Genomic DNA, 26,183 nt, shown 5'->3' on the forward strand with positions numbered 1-26,183 from the left:
GGCTTCCCCTCACCAGCGGGAAGTCTGAAGTTGTTGTACCAGCGAACGAAGTCGAGTCCGGTCAATTGCCCCAAGCGGCGGGCGCCGACCGACTTCTCTAGAAGCCCAAGGCTTTCGTTATACATTGCGCGCGTATTGGCCTTTACGCGATTATATGGGCTTTCCGGAGTTGTTTGATAAAGGCGAATCAACGATCGCAAAGTGCCGTCATATCGTTTGGCCTGCCCCCTGTCCTGTTGCGACAACCACTCTTTCAGTTCTGCAGTGAGTAAAAGGCAACGATGCCTTATTCCATTTTCATCGCCGTGAACGCGAACAGTCTTGATCGGGTAACCCGCCGTGTCACGAGAAACGGCAGACGCAACCCAGTAATAGGCGACCGCGCCATTCGCTCTTTTTCGCGCTTTGAGGCCGGGTGCTTTCAGTTCCATCTTTCTTCTCCATCCAGGCCGGGATTGGCCTGCACCGTAGATTCGGTCAAGCCGTACCGACGATCAAGGAAAGCTTCGCAAGCAGGCCAGTAACGACGGTTGAAGAAGAGCGGATCCGGCGTTGGAAAACCTGACTTTGTGAGCGCAGGAAGAGCGGCCTTCGGTTGATCTGTCGAAAGACCCATGCGAGCGGCAACCTGAGCTTCCGTTAGGAATACCGCATTTGTGCTAGCCATTCGTCGCGCCTTTCCAGTCATCCTCTCCGCCTCCACGTTTCAAACTCTCTCACCATTTCCCGCCAGCGTGCCGCTGCTGCAGGATCGGTGTTCAATTCGCTGCGGCTGCTGATCGCCAGAACGGACCGTACGTGCGTGGCAGCCGTCTTGTCAGTTGTCGGCTGCGGCAGGTCGTGCCGCTCGGTCAGAAACCGCATGAAGGCTGGCTCTGTGCACTTCATGGCGCATTCGGCGGCATAGTCCTTCGCCGGTTTGCCACCCTTTGCCTCAAGCGCCTGTCTCAGCCGCTCGATCTCGCGCCGCCGTTCGGTGTCTCGTCTGGCTGCGGCATCCAGCATGCCGATCAGATCGGACGGGATCTCGATATGCCTTCGGATCAGTTCGCGGTTGTCGGCAGGGCAGGAGGCCGGAAGCGAGCAGATGATTTCCGGTTCGCCCGGGCCCTTGACCTCAAGATGCAGGCCGGTGGTGTCGGCCAGAATATCGGCCAGCGGTGCGGCTCTGGAGATCAGCGCGCGATAGCTGTCCAGCCGCTCGCGTGCGGGTGGACGATTAGCCATGGCTGGATACTTCATTCAGAAACCGTGCCGGGATGTTGTTGAACTCTGCCGGCGCGTCTTCCGGTCCTGGCTCCCGCATCGGCATCCAGAGGCCGATGAACTCGGGGTGGCCGGCCACGGTCATCACATTCGGCCCGGTCTTCCGCAGCCAGTGTTTGATGCCCGGCACTTCAAAAGGGCTCATGACATCAAGGAAGCCGGCAAGGAGGGTCGGGATCTGCGGATTGAAGTGTGCCTCATCTCCTTCGAAAGAGTCTGCCATCCAGTTTGTGATCAACCGTCTCCAGTCGTGTCGAATGCCACGGCTGATGCGGTAGTCATGGCCGGGCATCAGGTGGTTGCTGCGGGACGCGGTCTGGTGGAACAGAAGGGGCAGAAAATCCTGACCATCTTCGGCATCGGCATACCAATCGGGCGGGGCCATCTTTGGAAAGATCATCACACCGGGTTCACGAAACAGGGCCTTGCCTGGCTGCGTCCATTCGGGCAGGCGGTAAGCAAATGCCCAACCGCAGGAGGTCATCCTGACCGGATCCTGCGGCCGGCAGCTATCGAAGGCTGCGTCAGGAAGGTCGAGCGTCAGTGCTTCAGATGCGGTTCCGTCAGGGTCATGGATCACGGCCATGGCCTGGCCGCTGAAAGCTTCTGGCCCGGCGCAAGAAGAAGCCTGTGCCGCCAGCCGATGCGCCGATCCGCAAGCAGGTGCCGATCGAGGCCTATGACACCCAGCACATGCAGCTTCCCGGCGCACCCACCGTGGCCTTCATCGACTGCGGCGAATTCCGCTGCCGACTGGTGTCATCCGCAGCGAACGACTCCAAGGAGCCATGCCTGGCGATATTTGCCCGAGGCCTTAGAACCAGAGCAGAGGCATGGGTATAAGGGCGGCTTTCGCCGCCCTTGGTGTTTATCTTGCCGACGACTGATTACTGACTATTCGGCAAGGCTGGCCCGAACAGCTTCGAGGCCGGGCTGACCGTCTACGGTCTGGACGCCATCAAGCCAGCTATCGAGAATTTCCGGATTCTCCTGCAGCCAAGTACGTGCGGCATCTTCAGGATTGGCGTCATTGTCGAGAATACCGCTCATGACGACGCTTAGGCTCTCCACCGTGAAGCGCAACTGCTCGAAGAAGCGGGTGGCGTTCGGGCATTGCTCGACATAGCCGGGGCGCAGACCCGTCCAGACCTTCGCGCTCCCGTAATTTGGACCGAAATAATCATCTCCGCCGCCCAGATATTCCATCTCGAAACGTGTATTCATCGGATGCGGTGACCACCCGACGAATACGATAGGCTCGTTTCGCTTTACGGCGCGCTCCACAGCCGACAGCATTGCGCTCTCGCTCGATTCCACCAGATTGAACCTGTCGAAACCGAATGCACCATCTTCCTGCATCTGCACGATGACGTTGTTGCTGTCGTTGCCGGGTTCCAGACCGTAGATGTTTCCGTCGAGTTCTTCGTAGAAATCCTCGATGTCGGCGAAGGACTGCAAGCCGGCATCATAGGTGTATTTCGGAACGGCGAGAGCGTACTGAGCTCCGACGAGGTTATACCCGACATTCATGATCGCGCCGGACTCGATGTACGGGTTCAGGGTTGCGTCGGAGTTCGGCGTCCAGCTTGCAAGAAAGACGTCGACATTACCGGCTTGCATGCCCTCCAAAAGCACACCGAGCGACAGAAAGTCGATTTCTGGCTCATAGCCAAGACCCTTCAGAACATTCGTGACAAACCCATTCTGGGCCGCGTTATCGGTCCATCCGCCGTCGGCGATCCTGATGTTCGTGCAGACGTCGGGGACCTGTGCGGTGGCGATCTGAGGCGCCAGGAGGGCGGCTGCGGACATGCTTAATAGTTTGATCTTCATGGTATAATCCTTCATCCGTTGGCGAGATAGTCGAGACGGATCTTGCCGTGCAGTTCCGCGAGGTCGCCGCGGTGATAGAAGCCTCGCCCAAGAGCGACCGGATTCAGTGGAGCAAGGTCTGTTTTGGCGGTGCTGCGAAACTCCACGTGACCAAGCCCGGACATCTGGGTCGACTCTCCGACTTCTTCCGAGCAATACTCGACGAGTTGCTTGATCGCAGCGCCCGGGCCGTCGGCGCGCGGAATGATCTTCAGGTTCATGTTCGGCGTAATGTCGGGAAGCTCATCCGGTGTGGCCAGCGCATCCCAGGTCGTGGACAATCGCATCAGGGTCGCGCCCTCCTTGACGACCTCACAAACGCGGACATTCTCATGATCGGAAAAGCTGATCTCGGCGAACTCCTTCGCGACGCCCCAGCGCTCGCGGCCGGCACAGATGGCGGTCACATTGTTCAGGAAGAGGTGCGAATTGTACCAGACGGGCTCACCATCAAGCGTGCACTTGAGATGGATGCCCGCTTCGTTGAAGGGGCCGTATGAAGACATTGGGATCTTCAGCGCGATACCGATTGCGGCCCCGCTGGGATCGGCGACAAGCGGCTTGGGAAGGTGCGCGGCGGCCACTTCGGGATCGACCGTCATCTCGACGAACTGGGTCTCGATTCCGCGGTAGAAAGTAGGGATCGCGGGATAGGTTTGACGGTGGGACGGCAGGACATCGCCGTCATTGGCCTCCAGGCTGCGGAAGCTACCTGTCGTTCTGTTATGCATGAGAATTGTCCTCTCTTTTCTCGTTCGAATGGGTCATGCGTCGAAGCTCCGCGATCACATCCTCTCGCTCTTCATCGCTGAGGATGGGGATCGAGAGGATTTCGTTGATCCAGAGACCGTCGGCGGCAAGTCGGACGATGTGTGCTGTGACGGGTGGGATGCCGCTATCGTTGAGCGCGGCGCGCCAGTCCGGCTGGCGGTCGCTGAGCGGCTTGAGGAGCGCCTTGTCGTTGGCAACGGCTGCCATTACCGCGACCGACAAGCGGCTATAGGAGCCGACAGCGGCATCTTCTTTGGTGAGGCAGGCCTCGAGAAAGCCGCGAGGCCAGGCGCCCGGAGCGGCATCCGGATCGTCGGGACGGGGTAGCCTATTTTCGGTCACCTCAACGAAAGCCTCGACCATCGCCAAGAGCAGATCCTCTTTCGTCTTAAAGTGGTAGAAAAGGCCGCCTTTGCTGATGCCGGCCTCCTTGGCGACCGCCTCAAGTGTCAGGGACTGGATCCCCTTGTTCGTGGCGACTCGGGCCGCAGCTTCCAGAAGTTCTCTCTTGGTGTTTCGTGCCAATGGTCGTCTCCTTCATTGCGTTTACTATACCGGCTGGCCGGTACAGTCAACATTCGGGTGGTGCTTTTGCGGTCCGCCTGAAATGCATTGCCGACGTGTCCTTGGGAATCGGAGTGCCGCACTTCTGTGATGCCGACGGATCGAACCAGACGGGCAGCGACCCGCGCTTCCGCAATGACATGTTGTAGGCGGACTAGTTCAGGGTTCGGGAGCGGGTGAGCGGTGGTTCGGACATACCGTCCAGCTGCGTTGCCGCATCCGCGATGTGAAACCCAGTCAGGCTTCTTACAAAACCGCCGTCTGCGCAACGAATGGCAGCTTTACAGGTCGCTGCCTATTCTTTCGAACGACCGAAATGGCGGCACCTTGCGGACCGGCAGAAAAGGGGCCGGTCTGTCTTGTTTTGGAGAATGATAAGCGGCAAGCTGGCATTTTTCCGCAGCCATCCTAAGCGCATCGGCGGTTTAATGCCCGCACAGAAACTGAAAATGGTGCGTGAGTTCTATAGATAAGAACCGTTAAAAACGGTAGGATTACCGGATAGGAAGCCCTCAAGATCTTGTTCCGACATCGGAGGTGAGAATACATAGCCTTGGATGATTGTGCCGCCGAGCTTCTCCAGTGCCGCCAACTCTTCCTTGGTCTCAACACCTTCAATAATGCAATCCAGTTCCATATCGTGCCCGAGCGCCAGAAGCGATTTGACGATCTTGTAGCTGGCGGGTTTCTTGTGAAGATTAGTTACGAAGCTCTGGTCAATTTTGATTTTGGTAAGCGGCAAGGAATGCAGTCGCGAAAGGTTGGAATAACCAGTACCAAAGTCGTCAAGCGAGATGCCGCAGCCGAGTAGGCTGAGCATCTCAATCGACCGTTTCATCTGCTCGAAGTCGTGCATAAAGGCCGTTTCTGTGATTTCCAGATCCAGGCGGCGCGCATCGAAGCCGCTGCCCTCGATGATGCCCATCAATGCAAGGACGCCATCATGGGAATTCAAATCATGCACGGATAGATTGAAGGAAAGGCGGATATCGTTATGCCAATTTTTTGCGACGACCAGTGCATGTCGCAGCAAATGCTTTGTTAGGAAGCCACTGAGGCCAGCGCGTTCTGCAATAGGAAAGAACAGGGCTGGAGAGGTCTGACCCAGTATTGGATTTTTCCAGCGAGCCAATGCTTCAAAGCCCAATACGCGTTGCGTTCGAATATTAATGATAGGCTGGAAGACCACAGAGAGTTCATCTTCAAGATTTGCCAGCTTAAGCGCTTGTTCGATGCGCGAGTCATCGTTGATCCGACTTTCGTGCTCTGCACTGAACAGGACAGCTGCGCCACGCCTGTTCCGTTTTGCATGGTAAAGCGCGTAATCTGCGCGGTCGAATAGTTGTTCCGTAGTCGAAGCGATGTCAGGATAAACGGCAATCCCCATGGACGCCGATATCTGTACCGTCGCTTCGGGCAAATTAAACGGAACAAGCAGACGCTCGAGCAGCTTGTTGGAATTGACAACAAGGAGATCGTCTTCGGCTGCTTCCATCACAATAATGGCAAACTCATCTCCGCCAAGACGGTATAAACGGTAGTTGGGTGGTAGTGTCGATAATCTTGCCCCTACTTCGATCAGCAGATTGTCACCAACTGAATGGCCGTAGATATCATTGACAGGCTTGAATCCATCCAGATCCATCACACCGAGTGCCAATCGTGTTCCGTTTTCTTTCGCGGCCTCGATGCTGGCGAGCAAATGCGCAAAGAACGCACGGCGGTTGGGAAGATTGGTGAGACTGTCAAGATTTGCTAGACGAAGGTTCTCGTTGCTGAGGGCTTCCGTTTGTTGTTGCCCTATTATCATTTTCTCAAAGTTTCGGTAATTTGTCATGAGAATGACCAGCATTACGACGCAAACAAGGGCGACGTTGATAGATATAGCGATAAAGGCGGGCTGCCCAACCGACGAAAAGAAGGCCACAAATGTTCCATTCACAATGCCCGTCACTAGGAGTGCGGCGGACCGTAGATGGGTCAGGCAGAAGATGCAGGAGATGACCGTGATCGCCATATAAAAGGCGACATGAGACTGGGCATAGGGATCACCATAGGGGAACAGCGAGAGGGCCCAAGCGGAGAACATGATAGCCAGAATGGCGGCGATGCGGTTGGTTTGTTTCAGCGCGGCTTGCGCGGCTTCAAGACTTGGACATGTGTTCCTAACGTTCCACCAGAACACAATACGGGTGCCAGCAGTCACGGTGAACGCTGTTGGTATCAGCATCGTCAGCCAAATTGGTGCTTCAGCCATATGTGTGATGGCAAGCGCCCAGGTGTTGGCAATGAGTATCAGGTACATCATGGGCATTTGGCGGGCGAACGACTGGTACTGAGCTTGGAGAAGCTCAGGATTATCGGACCGAACCGCTATAAACCGGGTGGCCTTATCCCAGTATTTTTTTATCGTCATTGCAGTGTCCAGCCTGATCGAGCTCCACGCAATCGTCCAGTGTTTTCAGGAAGAATTATGACGCTCGACTTCAAAAATATAATACGCCCGTCTTAGAACGTATCTGCCAAACGCGTCTGTCAAAGTTATGCGGCTTCATGCTATGGCCTTATACTAAATATACAATTTAAATAATTCTACAACTGACCTGCTCCCCAGAGACGCCCGCGATATCCTCGATGGATGCTTATGTCTACGCCGTTATCGTGGACAAATTGCCCAGCGCCCTGGCTAATGATTACATTCCGGTTTCGCAATGCGACATGGTGGCGGAGCCGATCCCAGAACCGCCCCACCTCAGACTGCTCCCGCAGCCCATCGGTTCACCAGTAAACATAAGGAAGAAATCCGTACGGGCTGCCGCACCGGCATTATCTGTTGTAGACTTTAAAAGATGTCTTGAGCGGGGAATTAAATCATGTTGCGGGGCGTAAAGGTCTGGATTCTAGCCCTCTTGGCTATGGTGTTGATTGCATCGGCCGATGTTTCCTTTGCCCAGATGGTCAGTGCCGAGGGTGCCTCTCAAACCGAGGATGCCAGTTCAGCGGAAGCCGCGTCTGAAGACAGCGAGGCAGAAGCCGTTCAGGCTGCTCCGCCGCCGAGCCTGCTTGACAGAACAGAGCAGCAGATTGTCGGTGGCGCGCTGCCGGAAAACACCCTGAAGACCTTGCGGGCCTCGCTGGCGCGTCAGCGCGCGGCAGCTTTTGAGGTCATTGAGAATGGCAGTGTGATCGTCCGTTCTCTGGAGGCCGAACTGTCTGCTCTGGGGCCGATTCCGGATGACGGTTCGAGCGAGCCGGCTGCAATCGCCGAGGAAAGAGCTCAGCTCAGGGAAGCGCTGGCTGTCGCCCGGCGTCCGATCATTGATGCCCGCCAGACCTTCGAACGCAGCGAAGTGCTGATCCACGAAGTCGACCGGATTCTGCGTGAGCGCGGCTTTGACACATTGCTGCAGCGCCTCCCAACCCCAATAAACCCGGTCAATTGGATTACAGGCGCAAACGAGCTGTCAACACTGACCATCGCGCAGTCGGCTGCGGTGCGCAAAGCGCTAGGCAACCGTGAAGAGCGGGTTCCGTTACCGGTGCTGGTCGGCCTCGTCCTCGCGGGCCTGGTCATCACCTATATCATCCACCCTTACGCAGTGCGAAAGGCGACGAAATTTCTGCAGCGTGGTCGCAAGGGAGTGCTGAAAGCCGGCACATTGACGGCGATACATTTTATCCGCTTTGTCTTCCCGATCGTTGGCGGGCTGGTTATTGCAGGCCCTTTTGCAATCATCGGGCTGGAGATCGGCTCAACCACCATGACCCAGATCGCTGTCGCGGTCCCCATCGTGATTGCGTTTTCCTTCTGGATCGGCCATGTCGCCTTTTCTCCAAACTATCCTCAAACGGCCATCGTCAGGCGGCGCGACGAGCTTGCCCGGCGTGGTCTCTGGATAACGCATTCGCTTGGCTGGGCGATTGCCCTGATCGCTGCAATCAACCTGATGCAACTCACCGGAGCGCTGTCGCCGGCACTTGAGAGCATTCTTCTGTCGATCGGGGTGCTATGGGCCGCGGCCTGCTTCTTCGGCATCGCCCAGATCATCGGAACAACCAATAGCGAAGATGCTGCGCCTGTCGAAATGCCGACCTATGAACGCGCCGCACAGGCCGGCGCCTACACCATCCGGGCCATCGCGGTCATAGCCGTCATCGCCGCAGCGATCGGTTATGCGGGCATTGCGAAACATGCGGTGACCTCGCTTGCCCTGACGCTTGCGCTCCTCGTTCTTCTTGTCGCCATTCACAGACTCGGCATGGGCATCCCGGCGCATGTCCTGAGGCATGAGCTTTCAGTCTCGGAAAAGGGCATGACCGCGCTTATCCCCGTTGTCCTGGCCTGTATCCTTGCCGTTATTGCCATTCCGTTGCTGGCAATGACCTGGGGCGTGCGGCAGACCGATATTGGTGAATTATGGATGCTGATCCTGACCGGGTTCGATGTCGGCGGCATCCGGCTTTCGCTGATGTCCCTGATCATGCTGATCGGTATCTTCGCGCTCGGGGTTTTCGTCACCCACTGGGTGCAGATTGCGGTGAAGACAAGCGTGATGCCGCGCACAAATGCCGATGCCGGCGTGCGGGCGGCAATTGTCACCTTCGTCGGATATCTGGGCGTTTTTCTTTCGGCGCTTTTCGCAGCGGCTGCGGCCGGCTTTAACTTTTCAAACCTCGCCATTGTCGCCGGCGCATTGTCCGTCGGCATCGGTTTTGGCCTGCAGGCGATCGTCGCCAATTTTCTCTCAGGTATCATTCTTCTGATCGAGCGGCCAATTAAGGAGGGCGACTGGGTCGAGGTCAGCGGTTTTTCCGGCCTGGTGCAGAAGATTTCCGTCCGCTCCACCCGTCTGCAAACATTCGACCGCCATGACGTCATCATCCCGAATTCCGACCTCATCGCCGGAACCGTGAAGAACATGACGCTCGGCTCGCGGCTCGGCCGGGTCATCGTGCCGGTCTCGGTCGCTTACGGGACAGACACGCAGCGCGTAAAATCACTGCTTCTGGAGATCGCCGCCCAGCATCCCCTTGTGCTGCGCTATCCGGAACCGGTCGTTCTCTTCCGCGCCCATGGCGAAAGCAGTCTCGATTTCGACATGCGTTTTTTCATCAATGACATCTTCGATACGCTTGGCGTTCAGTCCGACATGCTCTTCGAGATCACGGAACGGTTTGACAAGGAAGGGATCAATATTCCGTTCCCGCAACGCGATGTGCATGTGACGCTGGATGAGGCGGTTCAGAAACAGCTTCGCGGCGAGAAGGAGTAGCTCAGTCTGCGCCGAGTTTGATCGTCAATTCGAAATCGGCCGAGCCTGTTTCCTTCGCTTGCCCCAGCAGATAGACCCGGATTTCATAGCGACCGTTGCGATCAAGCGTGCCGGAATAGGCATTTTCTCCGCTCCAGGTGCTGAAGACCGCTTCCGGATCACCGTAATGCAGCAAATTGAAATTGGCCGACGGCGTTGACGCCTCAAAGGCGATCTCGAGCAATTCGCCCTCCGAGCCTTCGAAAACATAGGAGAGTACGTCGGCTCCGACGACCCGACCATGGATGATGGCCGAACCTGTCTCATCGAAGGTAACGGCTTGAGGGGTAAGTCCAAGCTGTTCGGGTGTTATCGAGTTGGCTTGTTCCTCTGTGACATCATCAGTGCCTGCGTTTTCGCCGCCATCATCTGCCTCGGCCTCTACCCCGACCCAACTGGCAATATGATAATTCTTAAGCTTGGTGGCTTCCGTGCAGCGATCATCGAAACGCCGGGCCGGATCATTGAAGAAGGCGACCGCCATGTCGGCCACGCATTTCTGGAAGATCAGCGCGCCGTGGCCTGCCTCGTGGATCAGAAATGACTGTGCGTTGGTCAAAGTTGCCGCAGCGTTGGCGGCCCAGCTCTGTGCCGTCTGCACATCCCAGGCGCTGCCGAATGCAAGGGTCGGCACGTCGGCTGTCACCGGTTCGTGGAACCCGGTTTCCGGCAATTGGTCGAAAAGCGTGCAATCCGCATAGAGACTGGCGACGGAAGATACTGTCATCTGATCCAGATCCGGATATTGAAGCGCCGCGATAACCTGCTCGTAACCTTCCGGCGAATTGTATGGAATGTCCTCCTGGCAGGCGTAAATCAGAAGATCGACACTCTTGATGAATTCGCCTGTGAACTCGAAACTTTCCCTGCCGATGGCGTCAAAGGTGACCTCGACCTCGCTGTCAGACATGGCGGAAATCAGCGCTTCGAGACGCGCAAGAACCGCGCCGTCAAAATAGGTCTCGACGAAGTCGCGCAGCAACTGCTTGTCAGGGGGGGGGCGTCTGCAGACTTGCATAATCAGCGACCATGCTGGCGGCAATGGACGTGTCCGCCTTCACCATCGGAACGGCGGCCTTGCTCAGCTCCTGATCGAAAAGATAGGCCAGAGGACCGTTGATCGTTTCGTCTTCGACCGCATTTTTCAGGTCGTGCACGACATCGCGCAGGCTGCGTGCGGCGCGCTGCTGGATGACAATGTCCGATACGGCGTTGGCGGCAAGCGCCTGTTGATTGTCGGAAAGCCCCTTCGCGGTCGCAACGACATCCGCTTCGCTGACCACCGGCATGACAAAGCCGTTCTTGAACAGCAACTCGACCGTTGGCATCGGCCCGTCGCCATTCAGTTCATAGAAGAAGGCCAGCAGATAGGGCGTGATGCTTGGCGTGCGATAGGACTGATTGCGAATGGCGAGCGGCGAAATGACCATGTCGACATTGAGCGGAGCGCCCTCGACAACAAGATTGCCCGATGCGGCCTTCGCCAGCACTTCGCCGATGACGCGGTCAAGTTCAGGATAGGCTTCGTTGCATGTCGGGTTCTCGGCGCAATCCTCAGCAAGGCGCACCAGCGCCTCGTCGACCGGGGTTGCCAGCGTGTCGTAAAGGCGGATCGCAGGCGATGCCACGCCGTCGATGATGGCGGCCCGCAATCCCTCCGGCGCAGACCGCATCACTTCAAGGGTCAGTTTGGTGCCATAGGAAATGCCGTATAGATTATAGGCGTCATAGCCGAGCGTGCCGAGGATCGCCGGAACATCCATGGCGTTTTGGCGCGTGTTGTATTTGGCGATGTCGACGTCGGCGGTTCTGAGCTCTTCGAGGCACGTCGTCATGTCCTCGCCGGGCGTGCCGTCTGCGGCCGATGTCACGCTCGGATCGCCCTCTTGCGGACCATTGAGCGCGATATCGAGAAAACTCTGATTGATGGCCTCGAAACAGGTGACGGACTGGCTTGAAAGACCGGCGGCCCGCTGGTCCCACATGATGACGTCTTGGGTCTGACGGAAGGGATCGAAGACCTGCGCCATGCCTTCAAGCGATTCCATCGTTCCAGCACCCGGCCCGCCATGCAGGTACACAACGGGATCTGGCTCCGGCACGCTCGAGTGTGATTTCAGCACCGTGAAGAACAGGTCGATATGCTTGCCATCGGGTGCCTCATGGTCCTCGGGAACCGAAACCAAGCCGCAAATGATGGTCTGGCCTTCAATTTCCTCGATCCCGATCGGCCGGGGACAGGACGTGATTGCCACCGGGACAGCCGGATCGAGGCCACCGGCAGCAACAGCCGGAAAATGCACATCCAACGCGCCGGGCGCGGAAAGTGCGGCGAGCATCGCCACCATTTGTGTGAAATCCAGCATTGACCCCTCCGTGCTGCAATAGGTGGCGACCGGCGGGTCTGAAGCTTATCTGCCCCTTGCACCGCCGCGATTGCATATCTCTCAGAACGTCACGGTTCCGCTGCCGATCTCGAGCCCGCCATAGGTGGCGCTCCTCGGTGCGCCCGCACCATCGTAAAGCACGGTCGCATTGCCGCCCTGGCCGCCGGTGCATGACAGCGGACGAAGCTCACTGCCGCCCGGTCTGGCATTTGTGTAGACGGCGGAGCAGAACGCCCCGTCAACGGTTATGCCGAGGGCATAGCTGCCATCCGAGCGCTCTCTGATGAACCCGCTCGACGTTCCGCCGCTGCTGTTGGGGCCGACCCCGCCCGAGCTATGCTCCGAACAGGCCGAAGCAAGCAGCAAGGCCGAGATCGCGATCACAGATTTCCTCATCATGCCTAAATCCTACCCGATTCCCGGATTTTTGCGAGGTGGCGCAACAACAATATTGAAAACTGTCCAGGATCTCAGGTTTGCATGATACCGGTCTTCCGCCAAGTGAACTATCGACGAAACCATCGACAGACCGTCTCTCTCGTTTGGCTCAAAAGGAGTCATAAACGGCGTTCAGTGCCATCACTGCTATAGAGGTTAGCCAGAACCCGCCGGCAGAAGCCGGCGGGTTCCCAAGACAGGCGTGGACGGTTCTATGCGGCCATCTGGAACCGGGGGGAGTGTTCCGTCAGGTCGCCGAGCAGTCGCAGCCAGCGTTCTGCGAAGACTTGCTCTGCCTCCTTCGCCTGCTTTCTCCGGGATACGGCGCCCCGTCGAAAGTCGTTGATGTCAAGTTCATTGAAGACCTTGGCCCAGCCTTCGGGCGTATTGTCACCGACGCCGAGCGCACCATTGGCGATATGCCCCGCCAGACCGTCCGCATTGGAAGCGATCACCGGCCGACCGGCCGCCATGGCCTCAAGGGCGACAAGGCCGTAGGGTTCGAAGCGCGAGGGCATGGCGATGACATCGCACGACGCCATGGCTGCCGCCGGGCTCTCGGCATAGCCCTGGAAGACGATCCGCGGGTCGTTGCCGGCCAGCTTCCTGAGCCGCTTTTCTTCGTCGCCCTTGCCGTAAAAATGGACTTCGATGTCCTGGCGGGCGGACTTGCGCAGCCCTTCGATCAGAATGTCGAAGCCTTTCTGCGTGTCGAACCGGCCGATCGCGCCTATCACGGTCTTGCGGCTGGCGATGCGGTCGGGCACGGCGAAGAAATCCGCGAGTTCAACGCAGGGTTCGATGACGACCAGACGGTCGGCCGCGACGAATTTGCGGCCGAGCCAGTTGCCCTGCTGGGCGCTGACGGCAACGATCCTGTCGAACAACGCGTAGGCGGCCGCAAGAAGCGTCTCGAACCGGTCGCGGTTTTCCACCCGTGCGGCGACGAAGCGCTCCGAATAGCTGTGCTCGACATGGATGAGCGGCGTTTCGGCGTAGCGGGCGCGCAATGCCGTCATCAGCGGCATGTTTTTCCAGCAGACCGACAGGTGCGAGACGATGTGGCTCGCATTTGTCAGGCGCGGCGGCGACAGCTGGCCGCGCTTGATGCGCATGATTTCGTGCGTCTCGGCATCGTCTCCAAGCGCGCGGATGAGATGATCGAGCATGCGGTTGACGCCGCCGAAACCGGCATCATCGACGAGGTGGTAGATGGTCATGGGTCGGGTCTCCTAAAGGTCAGGCGTTGCTGGTGCCGAGAAGGCGGTTTTCGATCTGGCCGTAGATGCCGTCGCCGGCGAGGGCGATGAAGGCGGCGGCCGCGAGCGTCACTGCGGATTTCACGGGCTCTTCGATGAAAGGGCGGCGCGAGGCCTTGAGCGAGCGCAGCGCGTAGCCGAGCGCTGCGCGGCCCTGACGCATGGAAACGCAACGCCGCGCCAGGTAACGCAACTGATACGCCGCAGCGCGGTCGCCGTGCCGCGCGATCAGGTCGGGCGCGATCCGTGCGAGTTTGTCGCGCATGGCAAGCCAGGTCTGAAACTGCTTTTCGACATTGGCCGAAAGCCCACCGATATGGATGCGGTAGAGCGTCAGATGTCCCGGAATGCCTTCGATCTTCCAATCCTGGGTGACGATGAAACGCAACCAGCCCTCGATATCGTCGGACTGGCGGAAATTTTCATCGAACCACCAGTCGCGTTCGGTTTCGCCGGCGGGACGGTAGGCAAAGCCATCGAGTGCTTCGGCGCGGATCACGGCAGCGGAACCATTGCCGATCGGATTGCGGCAGAAGACATCGGCAGCGGTGATGTTTTTCAGCTTCGGCGACTGATTGATGCCAACCGACTTGCCGTCGCGATCGATCAGGCTGGAACCAGCAAAGCTGATGCCGACATCCGGATTTTCCTGAAGGTGGCGGATATGCAGTTCGAGCTTTTCCGGCAGCCACAGATCGTCGGCGTCGCAAAAGCCGATATAGGCACCCTTCGCGGCGGCAATGCCGGTGTTGTGGGCGCCGGCAAGGCCGCGATTGGCCTGCGAGATCAGGCGGATGCGCGGATCGGTATAACCTTCGACAATGGCGCCGGTGCTGTCGCTCGAACCATCGTCGACGACAATGATCTCGCAATCGGCAAAGGTCTGGTCGATCAGGGAATCGAGCGTTTCGCGAATGGTCGTCGCGGCATTGTAGGCCGGAACGACGATGCTGGCGGCGGGAGACAGGTTTTTCATAGCGACATCCTCCGGATGATGGTCAGTGGTTGGCCGAAATGCGCTTGAAGGCGCACGGGCAAAGAGCTTCGATGATGGCCGCGCCAAGGGTCAGAGCGCCCCGCCGCGGTTGTTTGAAAAAGGCCCGAGGGCTCATCCGCAGCGCCTGGAGGGCAAGCTTGAGCGCCGTTCCACGCGCGCTTTCCAGTCGTAGCGCGCGACGTGCGAGGTAGCGCAGATGCGTGGCTTCGGCTGCATCGATCTCGTCCTGCGACAGCGCCACGTTCAGCCGGCGCGCGGTCGACAGCGCCGTTTCCCAGGAGCGGCGCATGGCCGTCAGGTCCGAGGACAGGCCGTTGCGGTTTGCGCGGTAGCAGGTCAGCACCGCATCGATGCCTTCGATCCGGGCCCTTTGTGCCGCCATCCGCACAAGCCATTCGACGTCTTCGCCGTGAACGATGCAGGTGCTGAAACCGCCGGAGGCGACGAAGGCCTCGCGCGTGACGACGATGTTCGACATCGTGCAGGTCTCGTTTTCCGCAATCAGATCGGCGATCGTCAACGGCTTCGAGGAGACCGTAGAATGGGTTTCAATGTCGCTGACGCTCTCCGAAAAGAAGGCGACGCGGCCATAGGCGGCAGTCGGCGCATTGGCCTTTGCAAACCGGCGGTCGAGAATATCCAGTCGGTCGAGGGGCCATATGTCGTCGGCATCGAGGAAGGCGATCAGCTCGCCCTGGGCATGATCGAAAACGGCGCGGTTGCGGGCAACGCTCGGCCCCTCATTGGTCTGGCTTACGATGCGGATGCGTCGGCTGCGCTCGGCAAACCAGTCCGCAATGGCGACGGTTTCATCCGTGGAACCATCATCGACGATGATGACTTCGAAGTCGAAGAAGGTCTGATCGAGCACCGAGGTCAGCGTTTCCGCGATGGTTTCCGCGGCATTGTAGCAGGGAATGACAACTGAAAATCTGGGCATGCTCATGCTCCCTGAAGCGCGGGGTTGTTGCGGGTTCCGGCATTTGCGCCGAAGGCTTTTGCGAGAACGGGCAGCGAAACGGCGATCTGCGCAATGGTCGCGGCGGTCAGGGTCGCCCATGCCAGGGTCGTCAGTCCGTAAGGCGCTGCGACAAAGGCGGTCGCGGTGATGACTGCGCCTGCGATCAGCGACAGCGCCAGTTCGCGCTCTGCCCGGCCGCCGGAGCGCAACCACTGGGCGGTGACCGACCACAGCATGTTCGGGATCGCCGTCAGGCAGAGAATGGCAACCAGCGGCGCGACCGATGCCCATTTGTCCCCGAAGACCAGCGACACATAGGAGGAGGCAGCCAGGCTCTGGGCGACAGCGACGACGGTGATCGCCGTCATGGCCAGCGTTAGGCCGCGCTTGAGCGCCAGAACCCGGTCGCCGCTGGTCGACAGATACGGAAACAGGACCGTCGACAATGCGGTCGCCAGTGAGGTGGAGATGCCCACCCCGGCGTTGAAGGCGAAGAAATAGATGCCGAGCGCCTCGGTCCCGAGAACAGCGCCGACAATCAGCTTGTCAGCCTGCGCGCGCAGCGCTTTCACGAATTCGATGCCGAGCACCGACGCGCCGAAGCGGGTGAAGGCGGAAAGTGGCGCCGGCGCAACGTCCGGCGCGGGGCGCCAGTGAACCAGTCGCCGCATGCCGATGAGCCAGACAGGTGCCGACATCAGCTTCGGCAGAACCACCGCGAGCGGGCTTGGGAAAAGCGCCACGAGGACGACCGTCAGCAGATTGGCGCTGACATTCTGCGCGCCGGAGACGGCAGCCGTACGGGCCAGCATGCCTTTGCGCATGGCAAGGGCGCACTGAACGAGGCCGCCGGGCATGAACAGATATTCAAGACCGAGAAGCGCCATCAGGGCGAAGGTCATGATGCTGCCGCCGGCAAGCCAGACACCGGCGCCGACAGCGATCTGCAGGACGGTCAGCAACGTGCACCAGATCCAGAAAATCTGGTGGGCGCGCTTGGCGACCGCGTCGAGTTCGCCGTCTTTGGCGATGATGATGCGCTGGCCGACGCCGTTTTCGGCGAGCGACTTCAGGATGTCCGAACCCGCCATGGCCGCCGCCGCGATGCCGATTTCCAGGGGGGAGAGGAAGCGGGCCATCGCGACGACGACCGCGAGCCGGGAGACCTTCGCAGCGGCCTCCGACGCGAGATAGGCCGAAGCGCCGCGCAGAAGCGGCGAAGAGGCAGCGTCAGCAATTTTCTGTCTGAGCATGAACATCTTGGTATCCGGCCTTGTTTGTAAGCGGTGGACGTCGGGTTTCGTTGTGTTAGGTTTATAAATGAGAGGAGGCTGGTCTTTGGGGTTCCCGAAGGTCATGGGAGCGCCCATTCGGCTCTGCGGTCTATCCTTTGGTATAGGCGACAGGCTGCAGGCCATGTGGTTAGTGGGCGTATCAGCGGCCAGGTGAAAGAGCCGCCTTGCAGTGTGGGTCAAAAGCGTTTGAAAAATCGTCTGAAATCAGCCTCCGGCCGGGTCGCGCTTGTATCGCTTCTTGCGCTCGCGCAGGGCTGCGCCTCGCTTGAGCCGATCGAGAACAGCGAAAACGTCAGGGACGGCGAAAGCTATCAGGCGCAGTATCGCGCAACGTCCGATGACGAGGCCGAACGCCTGCAAAAATCCTCCGTTCTGATGAATGCCCAGCGCTGCGCGCCCGACCAGACGCTCGGCCCGCCCGGCAGCCGCATGGTGCCAGCCGATATCGATATCCTGTCGCCGGGCGATCTGATCGAGGTCTCGATTTCCGACGACGACGAGATTTCCGGCAAGTACGAAATCTCGCAGGACGGCATGCTGCGCTTGATGTATGTGCCGCCGGTCAGCGCCAAGGGGCGCTCGGTCGACTCCATCGAGGAAAGCGTGCGCAAGGCCCTGATCGACGAGGGGCTTTACAACACCGTGCCGCTGGTATCGATCCGCGTGATGGATTTTGCCCCCGCGCGCGTCTTCGTTGCAGGCGCCGTCTTCGAGCCGGGCTCGGTCACCGTAGGCTCGGTCGCGGCGACATCACTCGATCGGTTGCGGCAGGAAACCCTTGGCGGGCGCACCAGCGAGCGGCGCCTGGCCCGCGCCCTGCAATCGGCCGGCGGCGTGCGTCCCGATGCGGACCTTTCGCGCGTCACCGTCTGGCGCGGTGGCCACAAGCGGACTTACGACATGCGACCGGTGGTCACCGGCCACGCCTATCCCGACCCGGTTCTGCTGGAAGGCGACCAGGTCGAGATCCCGAGCAGACACTGCTTTCAGGAAGAGTTGATGGCCCCTTCCGCCGTCGCGCCGCCAGGCGTCAAGGTGTTCATGTCGAACCTGGCCGTGCCGGCGTCATCCAATGCGCAGGCGGCGATTTCCAAGGATACGGTCGAACTGCGGTATGGAACGCGGTTCCTGCAGGCCGTTTTCAGCCTCAATTGCGTCGGCGGGGCGCGGCTGACCAATTCCAACCGCTCGGCTGTGCTGTTCACGCGCAACCCCATTACCGGCCAGTCGATCGTGATCGAGCGCAATCTCGAGGAGCTGTTGCGGCGCGGCGACCGCGATGATTTCGATCCCTATCTGATGCCGGGCGACGCACTGGCTTGCTATGATTCCTCGGTGATAAACATCACCGATCTTGCCACCAAGCTCGGCATCATCGGAGCGCTGGGCGTTATCATCTGACCGCGTTTGGCCGGTCAGGCAGTCAGATCCGAAAGCGCTCGAAGCGTCCTTTGCGCTGTTTCGCTCGCCGTCTCGCAGAGCGGAGCGACCTCTTCGCCCGCGCCATGTTTTGCCGCGGACTCGACATCCAGCAGCGCCGCGCGCAGGGCAAGGGCGCCGAACACGGCAGCGGAACCGGCCAACTTGTGGGCGCAGGCCGCCAGTTCTTCGAGGTCGAAGCGCTGATCGGGCTCCCCGCAGAACCTCGCCTTCGATTCAGCAAGTTCGGCCTTGAACCGCTCAAGCTGGCGGTGGAACAGATCGGGCGGCAGCGCCTCTGTCAGTTCGGCCAATGTCTCATGGTCGATAAGCCCGGCATCCTCGTCGGCCGCGTTGGTTTCCAACGAACGGTCGTCCGGCGCTGATATTTGCAGCAGTAGCGCACCGATGACTTCGCGCACCTTTGCGCTTCTGAGTGGCTTGACGATGCAATCCACCATGCCGGATTCTTCAAGCCTGCGTCGCTCGTCAGGCAGCGCATGGGCCGTCAAACCGATGATCGGCGTGTCGCGGGAAAGTCCGTCGCCCTCGCGGATCGCCCGCGTCGCTCCGATCCCGTCGAGCCGCGGCATGCTGACATCCATGAAGATCACATCGAAGCGCTCGCTGGCGGCCTTCTCCACGCCTTCAATGCCGTCATGTGCCTCGGTGATCCGGCAACCGTGTTTCTTGAGCATCTCGCGCGCGACGAAGCGGTTTGTTTCATTGTCTTCGACGAGCAGCACGGAGAGGTTCGCCTGTGCGATATCCGGCGTGGTCGAACCGGCACGTTCCGTCTCGACCGGCTTCTGGTCCAATACGACCAGAGGCGGCAGGCGAAGGTAGAAGCGGCTTCCGCTGCCGGGTTCGCTTTCAACCCCGATCTCGCCGCCCATGAGGTCAACGAGCCTCCGCGAAATTCCAAGTCCCAGGCCCGAGCCGGGCGCGGTGCGTTTGTAAGAGGGATCGAGCATCACAAAATCCTCGAAAATCCGCTTGGCGTCGTCCTGGCTTATTCCGATGCCGGTGTCGCTGACGGAAAACTCGATCCAGCCGTCTTCGCCCCAGGGTGCGGCTTCAACGGCGATCGTACCGTTTTCAGTGAATTTCACCGCATTGCCGACAAGATTGATCAGCACCTGACGCAAGGCGTGGCGGTCCTGATCGCAGAAAGCGGCCCCTTCGGCGATGGTTGTCACAATGGTGTTTCCGCGCCTTTGCGCCGCCGGATCATTCATCTTTTTCAGTTCGGTCAGAAGCGGCGCGACCTCGAATCGGACGGGATTGAGTTTCGTGACTCCGGCCTCGATGCGGGTGATGTTGAGGACGTCGTCGATATGGTTCTGAAGAATTTCGCCGGAAGAAATCGCGGTTTCGACATAGTCGCGCTGTTTGCGGGTCAGCCGGGTTTCGCCCAGCATGTCGAGCAGCCCCATGACGCCGTTGAGCGGCGTGCGCATCTCGTGGCTCATGACGGCGAGAAAGTCAGACTTGGCCTTTGCGGTGGCGACAGCGTCATCGCGCGCTTGCGTCAGGTTTTCCTGCGCCCGTTTGCGCTCGGATATGTCGCGCATGTATGTGACAATGATGCGTCCGTCGCCGCGGCGCGTCAGACCGATCGAGACCTCTGCCGGGAAAACCTCTCCATCGGCGCGCATGGCGTTGATTTCCAGCCGTCCGGAAAGGTTGGCTTCGCCGCCGCGGAACTGTTCGAGAAACTGGACGCGTCTTTCGCGGTGAAGCTGCAGGTCCTCTTTCGGGATGATGAGCTTCTCCGCGTTGACGCCTATGGCATGCTCGCGCTTGTAGCCGAACAATTGCTCGGCCGCCGGATTGAAATCGAGGATGCGCCCGTTCTCGTCGGACACGATGATCGCTTCCAGCGAGGCATTGATGGCGCTTTCGTAAAGCAGGTTCTGGGTCTGAAGGTCTTCCGTTCGGACGCGCGCGATGCGAAATTGCCAGATGGCGAGGAAGAGCGCGAGAAACATCGCGGCCATGACGCCGGCAGCAACCAGCCCGGTGCGCAGCAATACGCTGGAAAAGGCCTGCCGGTCCCTGTCAGATTGCTCCGCCAGGAGACGCACCCCTGTTAGCGAAATGGCGCGGACATCGGCGCGCATCGCCACGAATGCATCGTCCAGAACGGGAAGAGCGGCGGACAGTGCCTCATCGGACCCGTCGATGATCGGGATGAAACGGTTGAGCGTGTCCATCAGGTGCTCAAGAACCTGGCGCGCCCGGATTTCCAGCGTCAAGCCGCTGAAGACGGAGCCTTGTTGAAGCGTGTCGATCCGGCTGTAGAAGATGTCAAAACGCTGGCGCACCTCGTCGAGCGCCTGCGGCGTATTGTTGTGGATTGCGTCGTCCACGGCCGATTCCAGCACGAGAAGCTCGACCTGCACCTGCGCCATCGACCATTGCACATTGTCGATCGAGGCCGAGCGCAGCCGGGAGAGTTCCTGCATCAGCTGGGCGGCAAGCAGGCTCAACACCAGCATCACCGCCAGCAGCAGGAGGCCGGCGGCGACGTAGACGCCTTTCCAGTTCTGCGGCCTTCGGGCGGGAATGCCGTTGACCGCCTGTTCCTTCATCGGATCAGTCTTCCACTTCGATCGACTTCAACTGCCATATGCTACGTGAATATGTGACCTCTGTCTTGTAGGCCTCGTTGTCATCGAAGGGATAGATCACCCAGATCGGCCCCTTGTCCCTGACGGAAAGCGGTCTGCCATCGACCCGCGTTGCCAGAATGGGGCCGCCGGAAACCGCCTCGCTGGCCGGCACCTCGATCGCGTAATCGTTGAGCGCGGTCATCAGCAGTTGCGTGCCATCGGCTTCGACCGCCTCAAGCAGCGTGGAAAGCTCAACCCCGGAATACTCCGCCGTGCCGTCGGTCCAAATCGTCGACGTCTCAAAACGGGTCTGGGGCAGAGCGTCCAGCATGGCGAGATCGAATTCGGCCGTGCTGTCCGGTGTGTTGGTCTGGTCGATATTGCCGGAGACGGTGAGAATGACGCGGCCGGACGGCTTCGCCAGATCCTCGGCCAGGGCCGGCCCTGCAAGCATGAGCGGCGCGATGGCGGCCAGCAGAAGAATAGGTCGGATCATGATTTCTGCCTTCCTTAAAAGAGGAGGTAACGACGTGGAATTTACACCGAACTGCGCCGCGCAGGGCATGCAAACATGGATGGTTCGGCTATACGAAAGGATAGAAAGACGGCCGATCACAATGCGCCCGTCCTTCACCGGAATTGTCTCAATATGCGCCGCGCCCCGAGAAAACCGCCCGCACGGTCAGCGCGATAATCGTCAGGTCGAGCACGATGCTGCGCGAGCGGATATAGGCGTTGTCCATCTGCAGCATGCGCTCGAAGCCGATTTCAGCGCGCCCGGAGACCTGCCAGAGGCCGGTAATGCCGGGCTTGGCGGCAAGCCGCGACATGGCTTCGGGCGCATAGGCCGCGACTTCCTGCGGCAGCGCCGGCCGCGGACCGACGATCGACATGTCGCCTTTTAGCACGTTGAGTATCTGCGGCAGTTCGTCGATCGAGAGCTTGCGCATGATCCGCCCGACGGGGGTGACACGCGGATCCTTGCGCGACTTGAAGCAGATGCCCTCGCGGTCGCTGGTTTCCAGCAAGGCCGCGCGCCGGGCCTCCGCGTCACGATACATCGAGCGGAACTTCAGCATGGTAAAGGGCTTCCCGTTCTCGCCGACGCGGGTCTGGCGGAAGAAAACGGGCCCGCGCGAGGTCGCGGCGACCGCAAGCGCAGTGCTCGCCATCAGCGGTGAGAGCATGATCAGCGCCGAGGATGCAACCGCAATATCGAGCAGACGCTTTCCGCGCACGGCCGTCGCCGCCGTCGCTCCGGCGCGCGCGAGGCGGGCTTCGCGCCAGGCATTGAAGACAAAACGGACATTGCCGACCAGATAGCGCTTGGCCATCCGGCGCGGTTCGATCATCAGCCGCCAGACCCATTCGCAACCGGCCTTGCGGAAGATAACGGGCGCGCGGGAGACGCGGCCGGCAAAGAAATCGAACTGCGCACCGACGCCCATGACAATGGCGGCATCAAGCTTGTGGCGGTTGCGGGCAATCCAGACATCCTGCATCGGAACGCCGAGCGCAACCAGCACGATATCGGCGCCGGAGCGATTGATCGCGTCGATGATCCCGGCCTCGTCGTCCTTGGCGAAAAAGCCGTGGCGCGTGCCGGCGATCTTCAGGCCGGGCGCCAGTTCGCAAGCGCGGTTGGCCGCAGCTTCCGCCACGCCATCCTGACTGCCGAAGAAAAAGATCGACCGACCGAGCCTTGCGGCCTCCTGGCACAGTGGCGCGAACAGATCGGTTCCGTTGAGATTGGCTTCGAAGCTCTTGTTCTGCAGCCTGGCGGCAAGCTTCATGCCGGATCCGTCCGGCAGCAGGTAGTCTGCCTTGCTCACGGCCCAGCGATAGGACGCATCATCCTTGTGGATGTTCATGCAATGGGCGTTGAGGAACGCGGCGGTGCGCTTTTCCTGCGACGCGGCGAGCATTCCGGCTATTGCTTCCTGCTGGGAAGCGCTGACAATCGGAAGTCCGAAAAGCGAAACTGTGTTGAAAGCGGCCATCTGCCTCTCCATCATGCGTGTTGCTGTTGGGAAGAAGATGCCGCACGGGACTGTGCCGTGCCTTATCGAGGAAGGCGAGCCGGCATGTCTGAGAGCATAGGCGTATTGCGCCGCGGGAAGGCAAACCGCTGCTTTAGGATCAGGCGCCTATCCGAAGGGTAAGGCTCCGCGCATTTGCCTATCCCTTAGGCTATAACCACGCCCGCCAACGGTGACAGGGCATCCCTTTATAAGTTAAGGATGAGGTTTGCGGCGGAGCTCATGGGAAGGGGAAGCTCATGAAGATATTGATAGCGGACGATCATGAACTGGTGCGCGACACCATATGCGCCTTCCTGTCCAACGAGCCGGGACTGCGGATTTCCGCGGCCGCCGATTTTGACGGCGCGGCCGAGCTTATGAACAGGGAAGGCCCGTTCGATCTGGTCCTGCTCGACTATTCGATGCCGGGCATGAACGGGCTTGAAGGTCTTGCCAAGGCGAAAGAACTCAATTTCGGAAGCCCCGTTGCAATCCTGTCGGGCACCGCCTCGCGCGATGTGGCCGAGGAGGCGCTCGCGTCAGGCGCGGCCGGTTTCCTGCCGAAGAGCCTGCCGGCCAAGTCGCTGATCCATGCGGTGCGTTTCATGGCGGCGGGCGAGCAATATGCGCCGGTCCAATTCATGACCGAGAAGGAGGAAAAGACCGCCCATCCGCTGGAGAAAAAACTTACCAAGCGCGAGATGGAGGTGTTGAAGGGCCTCGTCGAGGGGCACTCCAACAAGGAAATCGCGCGCACGCTCGACCTCCAGGAAGTAACCGTCAAGCTTCACGTCAAGACGCTGTGCCGCAAGCTTGACGCGCGCAACCGCACCATGGCCGCGATGATCGCGAAGAATGAAGGGCTTTTCTGAAAACTATCCGAAAGGCTAGCGGCGGTCGCGAAAGGGCGTGCCGCTAGTGCCATCGTGCCGGCCCCTGGAGGGCGGTCGGTCTTTATAAGAACGCGAACTCGAACCGGGGGACCGTTTGATGAAGACCAGCGCATTCGAAAACAATCAGCACAAAGCACGCCGCACACCGCGTCTGTTGAAGCCTGTACTGTGGACAGGCCGCGCCGCGAAGGCGATCATCCGCGCCGTTTTCTACATTCCGCGTTTCCTCCACCTCAGCCGCGGCGGCAAGGTCAGCCTGTGGCGCGTGGCTTCCGGCGGCAAACCGGGCGATTCCGGGCGCCTTCCGCGCTACGTTCTCCTTGGCGGCATCATGCTCGGCGCCATCTGGGCGCCGGTGATCTCCTATGTGCGCTACGCCCCGCTGACGTTTTCCTCGGACATGGCGCTGATCCTGCCGGGCGCTGGCGCTTCCACCTCGATCAACCTTTCCGACATCGGCCAGGCGTCGTCTTCGGCCAACTCGGCCTATTCCAGCTCGACGCTGAGCCCGACGGTGACCTATCAGAGCCTGCTGTCCTCGCCGCAGGTGCTTGAGCGCGCCGCCGAGGCGCTCGGCCAGGAAGCCTCCGCTTTCGGCAAGCCGCGCATCAAGCTTCTCGACCAGACCAGTTTCATCCAGATCGCGCTCAAGGGCTCGACGCCGGAAGAGGCGCGCGACCGCAACGAGGCGCTGCTGGATGCCTTTCTTTTCGAACTCGACAAGCTGCGCAATGATGAGATTGTCCGCCGCGAAAGCTCGGTCGTTACTGCGATCGACGCTTATCAGGCAAAGGTCGACGATGCCCGCGAGGCCATTGCCGATCTGCAGCGCGACAGCGGCCTGAAGTCCAACGAACAGTATGACGCGATCGTCGCCGATAACGAGGATCTTCAACTCGAGATCGCGGCCAGCCGGGCGCGTCTCGATGAACTGCGCGAGCGGATCGCGACCCTCAGCCGCACGCTCGAAACCACGCCTGAAATCGCGGCCATCATCCTCAAGCTGCGCGCTGACCCGCAATATGTAGCGCTTGCCGATAATCTGGCGAGTGACAGTGCCGATCTCGCCAAGTTGGCGGTCAATTTCGGCCCGAAACATCCCAAGATCGTCGGCGCCAACAACCGTGTCACTGGTCTGCGTGACCGGCTTTCGAGCCGCGGCGTCACCCTGGCCGGTTTCGATACGCTGGAGTTGGCCGGCGAGGTCGATGCGCTGGCCGATGGCCAGCGGGCAGGCCTTTTGTCCAACCTGGTGACCTTTGCCGCCGAAGCCCGCGGACTTGCGGTCGAAATCGCGACCAAGCAGGCATCGCTTGAGAAGGGCGAGGCGCGCGTTCGCAACCTTTCGGATGCCGCCGCCAGACTCGATGCACTGAAGCGCGAATACAAGGTAGCGGAGGCCGTGTTTGCCTCGGCGCTTGCCCGCATCAACACCGCGAAGTCGGATGTTTTCGCCTCCTATCCGATGGTTCAGGTCGTCAGCGCGCCGTCGATCGACTACGCGCCGACCTCGCCCAACATCAAGATCGCCATTGCCGGCGGCGTGGCGGGCAGCGCATTCGCGCTCTTCAGCCTGCTTCTCGCCTGGATCCGTCAGCCGATCCTCGGCCGTGCCGTCCGCCTCTTTACCGAAGGCAAGTGAGATGAACCTGTCGTTCCGGCCGCAAAACATCCCGGAGACCATCGTCTACAAGACGCTGGTCTTCACCTGGCTGTTCTATGCCTTCGGCGCGCTTTACGTGGTCGGCCCGGTTCTCGGCTGGTCGCTGTTCGCGCTTGCGGTGATCTCGCTTTATTTCGGCCCTTCGCTGCGCCCTTCGCTGAGACCGGCGGGACCGGTACCGCTCATCGTCTGGCTGTGGATCGCCGGCATGCTGGTCATGCTGATCGCGCTTTGGGGCGGGCACCTGCAGTGGGGCCTTGGCCTGAAGCAGACCATCAAGTCGAGCATCGGCTGGGCCAAGGGCTGGGCATTGCTGGCACTGTTTCCGCTCGCCGGCGCTGTGCTGCAGGTGCGCCGCGAGGTGATCGTGCGCGGGCAGTGCGTCGTCGGACTTTGGACACTGATCCTGTTGCCGATGATGTTCGCGGCCCCCTATGTCGGCCTGCCGGA

The 26,183-nt window shown here is 60.0% G+C and carries 22 protein-coding genes and 1 pseudogene; 5 read left to right on the plus strand and 18 right to left on the minus strand.

Annotated features, from left to right (window positions below; genetic code table 11):
* The 8 genes and pseudogenes from B4E36_RS07955 to B4E36_RS07990 form a co-directional block, all read right to left on the minus strand.
* Window positions 1–431: pseudogene (locus tag B4E36_RS07955) on the minus strand (site-specific integrase); the annotation flags it as partial.
* The gene (locus B4E36_RS07960) at window positions 422–667 is read right to left on the minus strand and encodes a winged helix-turn-helix domain-containing protein (RefSeq protein ID WP_292052649.1); all 246 of its coding nucleotides are present in this window, start codon (window positions 665–667) and stop codon (window positions 422–424) included. The gene B4E36_RS07960 and the pseudogene B4E36_RS07955, both read right to left, overlap by 10 nt.
* Before the next feature lie 17 nt (window positions 668–684).
* A complete protein-coding gene (locus B4E36_RS07965) occupies window positions 685–1,242 on the minus strand; it encodes a hypothetical protein (RefSeq protein ID WP_345900211.1) in 558 nt (185 codons plus the stop codon).
* Window positions 1,220–1,852: a hypothetical protein gene (locus tag B4E36_RS07970; RefSeq protein WP_292052644.1), complete on the minus strand. Its 633-nt coding sequence runs from the start codon at window positions 1,850–1,852 to the stop codon at window positions 1,220–1,222. The genes B4E36_RS07965 and B4E36_RS07970 overlap by 23 nt, the downstream gene beginning before the upstream one ends.
* A 308-nt stretch (window positions 1,853–2,160) precedes the next feature.
* Window positions 2,161–3,099: a choline ABC transporter substrate-binding protein gene (gene choX, locus B4E36_RS07975; RefSeq protein ID WP_345900212.1), complete on the minus strand. Its 939-nt coding sequence runs from the start codon at window positions 3,097–3,099 to the stop codon at window positions 2,161–2,163.
* Between the two features lie 11 nt (window positions 3,100–3,110).
* Complete coding sequence (locus tag B4E36_RS07980; RefSeq protein ID WP_292052639.1) at window positions 3,111–3,869, minus strand: acetoacetate decarboxylase family protein; 759 nt, start codon at window positions 3,867–3,869, stop codon at window positions 3,111–3,113.
* Entirely contained in the window at window positions 3,862–4,434 is a 573-nt protein-coding gene (locus B4E36_RS07985) for a TetR/AcrR family transcriptional regulator (protein ID WP_292052636.1), read from the minus strand. Before B4E36_RS07985 ends, B4E36_RS07980 begins: the two co-directional genes overlap by 8 nt.
* Window positions 4,435–4,936: 502 nt before the next feature.
* Entirely contained in the window at window positions 4,937–6,889 is a 1,953-nt protein-coding gene (locus B4E36_RS07990) for a putative bifunctional diguanylate cyclase/phosphodiesterase (RefSeq protein ID WP_292052634.1), read from the minus strand.
* Window positions 6,890–7,346: 457 nt separating this feature from the next.
* Between B4E36_RS07990 and B4E36_RS07995 the strand changes: the two genes are divergently transcribed.
* On the plus strand, window positions 7,347–9,746 hold the full coding sequence (locus B4E36_RS07995) for a DUF3772 domain-containing protein (protein ID WP_292052632.1): 2,400 nt from the start codon (window positions 7,347–7,349) through the stop codon (window positions 9,744–9,746).
* A gap of 1 nt (window position 9,747) precedes the next feature.
* Here the strand turns inward: B4E36_RS07995 and B4E36_RS08000 are convergent, their stop codons facing one another.
* The 7 genes from B4E36_RS08000 to B4E36_RS08030 form a co-directional block, all read right to left on the minus strand.
* The gene (locus B4E36_RS08000; protein ID WP_292052630.1) at window positions 9,748–10,827 is read right to left on the minus strand and encodes an alpha/beta hydrolase; all 1,080 of its coding nucleotides are present in this window, start codon (window positions 10,825–10,827) and stop codon (window positions 9,748–9,750) included.
* Window positions 10,775–12,151, minus strand: a complete 1,377-nt coding sequence (locus B4E36_RS08005; RefSeq protein ID WP_292052627.1) for an alpha/beta fold hydrolase — start codon at window positions 12,149–12,151, stop codon at window positions 10,775–10,777. The genes B4E36_RS08000 and B4E36_RS08005 overlap by 53 nt, the downstream gene beginning before the upstream one ends.
* An 81-nt stretch (window positions 12,152–12,232) precedes the next feature.
* Window positions 12,233–12,571 (minus strand): hypothetical protein, encoded by a 339-nt coding sequence (locus tag B4E36_RS08010; RefSeq protein WP_292052625.1) that lies wholly within the window; start codon window positions 12,569–12,571, stop codon window positions 12,233–12,235.
* Window positions 12,572–12,822: 251 nt separating this feature from the next.
* Complete coding sequence (locus B4E36_RS08015; protein WP_292052623.1) at window positions 12,823–13,830, minus strand: glycosyltransferase family 4 protein; 1,008 nt, start codon at window positions 13,828–13,830, stop codon at window positions 12,823–12,825.
* A gap of 19 nt (window positions 13,831–13,849) precedes the next feature.
* Window positions 13,850–14,845 (minus strand): glycosyltransferase family 2 protein, encoded by a 996-nt coding sequence (locus tag B4E36_RS08020; protein ID WP_292052620.1) that lies wholly within the window; start codon window positions 14,843–14,845, stop codon window positions 13,850–13,852.
* A 22-nt stretch (window positions 14,846–14,867) separates the two neighbouring features.
* Window positions 14,868–15,806, minus strand: coding sequence for a glycosyltransferase family 2 protein (locus tag B4E36_RS08025; protein ID WP_292052618.1), 939 nt, complete (start codon window positions 15,804–15,806; stop codon window positions 14,868–14,870).
* Between the two features lie 2 nt (window positions 15,807–15,808).
* On the minus strand, window positions 15,809–17,080 hold the full coding sequence (locus B4E36_RS08030) for an oligosaccharide flippase family protein (RefSeq protein WP_345900213.1): 1,272 nt from the start codon (window positions 17,078–17,080) through the stop codon (window positions 15,809–15,811).
* Between the two features lie 228 nt (window positions 17,081–17,308).
* Here B4E36_RS08030 and B4E36_RS08035 point away from each other — a divergent pair, with 228 nt between their 5' ends.
* Window positions 17,309–18,523 carry a polysaccharide biosynthesis/export family protein gene (locus B4E36_RS08035; RefSeq protein ID WP_292052611.1) on the plus strand — a complete coding sequence of 405 codons (1,215 nt, stop codon included), beginning with the start codon at window positions 17,309–17,311 and terminating at the stop codon, window positions 18,521–18,523.
* A 14-nt stretch (window positions 18,524–18,537) separates the two neighbouring features.
* On the opposite strand, the gene B4E36_RS08040 is transcribed toward B4E36_RS08035, so the two are convergent.
* The 3 genes from B4E36_RS08040 to B4E36_RS08050 all read right to left on the minus strand — a co-directional run bounded on the left by B4E36_RS08040 (window position 18,538) and on the right by B4E36_RS08050 (window position 23,156).
* The gene (locus tag B4E36_RS08040) at window positions 18,538–21,135 is read right to left on the minus strand and encodes an ATP-binding protein (protein ID WP_292052609.1); all 2,598 of its coding nucleotides are present in this window, start codon (window positions 21,133–21,135) and stop codon (window positions 18,538–18,540) included.
* Between the two features lie 4 nt (window positions 21,136–21,139).
* A complete protein-coding gene (locus B4E36_RS08045; protein ID WP_292052606.1) occupies window positions 21,140–21,652 on the minus strand; it encodes a molybdopterin-dependent oxidoreductase in 513 nt (170 codons plus the stop codon).
* Between the two features lie 148 nt (window positions 21,653–21,800).
* Window positions 21,801–23,156: a WecB/TagA/CpsF family glycosyltransferase gene (locus tag B4E36_RS08050; protein ID WP_292052603.1), complete on the minus strand. Its 1,356-nt coding sequence runs from the start codon at window positions 23,154–23,156 to the stop codon at window positions 21,801–21,803.
* Between the two features lie 278 nt (window positions 23,157–23,434).
* Here B4E36_RS08050 and B4E36_RS08055 point away from each other — a divergent pair, with 278 nt between their 5' ends.
* The 3 genes from B4E36_RS08055 to B4E36_RS08065 form a co-directional block, all read left to right on the plus strand.
* Complete coding sequence (locus B4E36_RS08055; protein WP_292052597.1) at window positions 23,435–24,049, plus strand: response regulator; 615 nt, start codon at window positions 23,435–23,437, stop codon at window positions 24,047–24,049.
* A gap of 118 nt (window positions 24,050–24,167) precedes the next feature.
* On the plus strand, window positions 24,168–25,712 hold the full coding sequence (locus B4E36_RS08060) for a GumC family protein (protein WP_292052594.1): 1,545 nt from the start codon (window positions 24,168–24,170) through the stop codon (window positions 25,710–25,712).
* 1 nt (window position 25,713) lies between these two features.
* Window positions 25,714–26,183 (plus strand): hypothetical protein (locus B4E36_RS08065; RefSeq protein WP_345900214.1); only part of this gene is annotated, 470 nt, incomplete at its 3' end.

The organism is Martelella sp. UBA3392 (genome assembly GCF_002358775.1).
Lineage (GTDB): Bacteria > Pseudomonadota > Alphaproteobacteria > Rhizobiales > Rhizobiaceae > Martelella > Martelella mediterranea.